Source organism: Bacteroidota bacterium (assembly GCA_034723125.1).
GTDB lineage: Bacteria > Bacteroidota > Bacteroidia > CAILMK01 > JAAYUY01 > JAYEOP01.
On sequence record JAYEOP010000224.1, the window covers coordinates 1 to 3,274 of the forward strand.

General features: G+C 30.3%; 4 protein-coding genes. 1 reads left to right on the forward strand and 3 read right to left on the reverse strand.

Features of this window, described 5'->3' with window-relative positions; all coding sequences use genetic code 11:
• The first annotated feature begins 527 nt into the window (after positions 1-527).
• Positions 528-1,148 carry a hypothetical protein gene (locus tag U9R42_06335; GenBank protein MEA3495638.1) on the forward strand — a complete coding sequence of 207 codons (621 nt, stop codon included), beginning with the start codon at positions 528-530 and terminating at the stop codon, positions 1,146-1,148.
• A 66-nt stretch (positions 1,149-1,214) separates the two neighbouring features.
• Here U9R42_06335 and U9R42_06340 read toward each other — a convergent pair whose 3' ends face one another.
• The 3 genes from U9R42_06340 to U9R42_06350 form a co-directional block, all read right to left on the reverse strand.
• Complete coding sequence (locus U9R42_06340) at positions 1,215-1,592, reverse strand: RidA family protein (protein ID MEA3495639.1); 378 nt, start codon at positions 1,590-1,592, stop codon at positions 1,215-1,217.
• Positions 1,593-1,791: 199 nt separating this feature from the next.
• Positions 1,792-2,880 carry a patatin-like phospholipase family protein gene (locus U9R42_06345; protein MEA3495640.1) on the reverse strand — a complete coding sequence of 363 codons (1,089 nt, stop codon included), beginning with the start codon at positions 2,878-2,880 and terminating at the stop codon, positions 1,792-1,794.
• A gap of 4 nt (positions 2,881-2,884) precedes the next feature.
• On the reverse strand, positions 2,885-3,226 hold the full coding sequence (locus tag U9R42_06350; GenBank protein ID MEA3495641.1) for a thermonuclease family protein: 342 nt from the start codon (positions 3,224-3,226) through the stop codon (positions 2,885-2,887).
• Positions 3,227-3,274 lie beyond the last annotated feature (48 nt).

The window sequence follows — 3,274 nt, forward strand, 5'->3', positions numbered from 1 at the left end:
ATATAATGACCACTCATTATATTTCCATTATATATTTTGTTAAAAAAATCATAATTCAATATCATCCAATGGATTATCGTTCTTGTGCCTGTGCGTAGCACGCAGATAGGTCAAATCCCTTGTTGGTAATATGAGTATTAATTTCTGTAGTTTTAATATTTTCATGCCCCAATAAATTTTGAATATTTCTTAATTTTATTTGCAAATGTAATAATTATTTATTTGTTACACACTTTCAGTGTATTGTTTTTTTGCTCTTAAACCAAGTGTGTTGCATTTAGTTCAAGTATTAAAGGCTTTCAGCCTTTTTTCCTAATAGTTATAGCCTGAGTTCAAAGAGAGCTTATAAACAAAAACAAGTCTGAAAGACTTCAACAACAAAACTCCTAAATACACCAAAAAACCACAGGCTGAAAGCCTGAAAAAAAAGAATATTGGACTCAATAATTCTTTAATTATTTCGTTCTCATTAAACAAAAAGAAGTCCTTAGAGTTAAGTGTTACGAATAAACAAAATAAACAAATATATGAAATCTAAAACTTTGTTCTTATCGTTAATAGCGTTGATAATATTCACTTCAGTATCATTTGCCGATTCACCAATTACTTCTACATATTTTGCAACTGCTTACAAAGATTACAAAATCATTAAAAAAGCATCAGAAGCAAATGGACTTTTGACAAAAAAATTAATGAAATATTTATTGAAGAAAAAAAATCCTATTGATGTGAAAATGGCAATAATTAATGAGTTGAGTTGGGATATTGATGGGAGAACAAATTCAGTTATCTTTTTTGATTTTTTGAAAAAGGAAAGGGGATATGCTGATAAAGAGGATTTCTTGAAAAATGCCAGTGGAGATGAAATTTTATGCATGGCATATTTAAAAGCAATGGATGATTATTTTGATGTTAACGAAGCTTTAGTATTTGCAAAAAAAGCCCTTGAAAAAAATAATAAAAGTTATACTTTTAACATTATTACCGCCTTAATATCCGCTCAAAAAGCCTTTGATACAAACTGGTGTCAGGTGTATCACATAAGCAATAACGTAAGAATAAACAAGGAACTAAAAATGGATATGAAATCCAAAGCGATTGAAATAATCTTCGATTATCAGGATATTTACTTGGATACCTGTGAATAAATTAAGAATGTGATTTGTTTCTACATCCTTTTATTATGTATCTAACCTTTCTCTTTTAAAATTTTCTTATCCTACTGCAATTACGGACATTTCAATATCTACATCCATCGGGAGACGAGCAACTTCTATTGTTTCCCTTGCTGGTGGATTGCTTGAAAAATATGTTGCATATATTTCATTTATAGCTTTAAAGTTGTTAAGATCGGAAAGAAAAATTGAAGCTTTAACAACATTATCCATTCCCATTTTTGCTTCTTTCAATATTGCTTTTATATTTTCCAACACCTGTGTCGTTTGAGCTTCAATATTCGTATCAACAAGTTTTCCTGTAAAAGGGTCAATAGGGATTTGCCCTGAAACAAATAATGTGTTATTTACTAAAACAGCTTGACTGTAAGGTCCTATTGGCTTAGGTGCATTTTTTATATTTACGATTTTCTTCATTACGCTAAGATATTTTGATTTCTAAAAAACACGAAGGTATTAAAAATTTAGGTTCTATATTGATTTGTGTGGGTAAAAAAATATTAAAGCCACAGACTTCGTCTTTCGCAGACATGCTAAGTGTAATAGATGTAAGACTACGTCTGTCAAAGACAGATTCACAGATTACAAAATTACTCTTTTTGTAAAAGAACCTCCCTTAAGCAATTTGCGGTTTGCTATTATTGCTTTTTCCAACCAGCAATTCAATAAATTTATCAAGTCCGTATTCATTGTTTTTTTCTTTAAGTGCATCATTTAAAGCTTCTTGTCCTGCTTTCTTTAGTTTGTCAATATTTCCTTTTGATGCATCTGCCATATCCTTTGAATAGTCTCTTTTATCAAGTGGTACATCTACTCTTTTATAATTAAATTTATGTTGTTTTTCAAGTGTTCCAAACAAATGTTTCATTTGATAATGCACCGTATCAATACTTCCATCCATCATTATTTCAGGAATTGATTTTGCCCAATTAATAACTCCCCAATTTCCGCTTTTGTCAACATCGGGTAATCCGAATTGCCCTCCGCCTGTTCCAATTGATAAAATTAACATATCTTTAGCACTTGGGTTTTTGATTTCTGTAATTGTTGAGTTGCTACATTCTGCGTAAGCACACATTGTAGGATTATTTGCAAAAACACCTCCGTCAATATTTGCCATTTTTTCATTGCTCTTAAAATTTGTTATCTCAGCAGGAGGAAAGTAAGTTGGTGCAGCAGAAGTGGAACGTGCTACATCTTTTACTCTAAATTCTTGTTTATCTTTTTCTGTTTCCAAGTTTTTGAAGAAAAAAGAGGTTTTTTTAATCAAATCATAAGTTGTAACAATGCATGGTTTTATTAATTCACTCATTTTTAACTCTCCAAATTTCTCTTGAAAAATATTTTCCAAGTTTTGGGGGCTATATTTTGTTGCGTTTACAATTTGTCTGAGTCCTAACCAACTTTTTCGCTTTGAGGCATTAAAAATTGTGTATCCCTTTTCCGAATAAAACTCTAATGCTTGTTCGGCAGTGAATTTTGAGCTTGGGTTATTTTCGTTTTGCTCAGGATTTGGAGTGAGATAAAAACAGCTAAGTATTCCTCCTGTGCTTGTACCTACAATTATATCAAAAAAATCAGCTATTCTGCTGTTTGGGTTGTTAGTGATTTCTATTATTTTTTCTTCAACATATTTTAAAATCGTTGCAGGAATAATTCCTCTTATTCCTCCTCCGTCAAGTGATAAAATTCTTAATTTTTTCATATTTTTAATATTTATTTGCAAAACCTTTTTTCAATAACTCCTCATTTAAGCTAATCTCAGAATCTTTAAAAAATATTTCAGCAATGTATCTTCCGTAAACACCAGCCTTGCTTGTTTTGATTATGAATTCATTGTTGTTTTTTTCAAATCTTTCAACAACAAAATTTGTTGCTTGCATACCTTTTTTATATTCCTCCGAATCCTTTTTTTGCCTCCATGTTTCAGGAGTGTTAACTCCTTTCAATCTTATTCTTTGTTCAGTAGTTAATTTAAAACCAATGTCAATGATTACATCCATTGTGTCTCCATCAACAACTCTTTTTAAAATTGCTTTGTATTCGTACATATTTCTATTTTTAGAACAACATTATTTTTTTAATTACAGTTCCTTTTT

Coding starts and splice junctions, on each gene's coding strand:
- U9R42_06335 (MEA3495638.1), top strand. CDS start 528: ATGAAATCTAAAACTTTGTTCTTATCGTTAATAGCGTTGATAATATTC.
- U9R42_06340 (MEA3495639.1), bottom strand. CDS start 1,592: ATGAAGAAAATCGTAAATATAAAAAATGCACCTAAGCCAATAGGACCT.
- U9R42_06345 (MEA3495640.1), bottom strand. CDS start 2,880: ATGAAAAAATTAAGAATTTTATCACTTGACGGAGGAGGAATAAGAGGA.
- U9R42_06350 (MEA3495641.1), bottom strand. CDS start 3,226: ATGTACGAATACAAAGCAATTTTAAAAAGAGTTGTTGATGGAGACACA.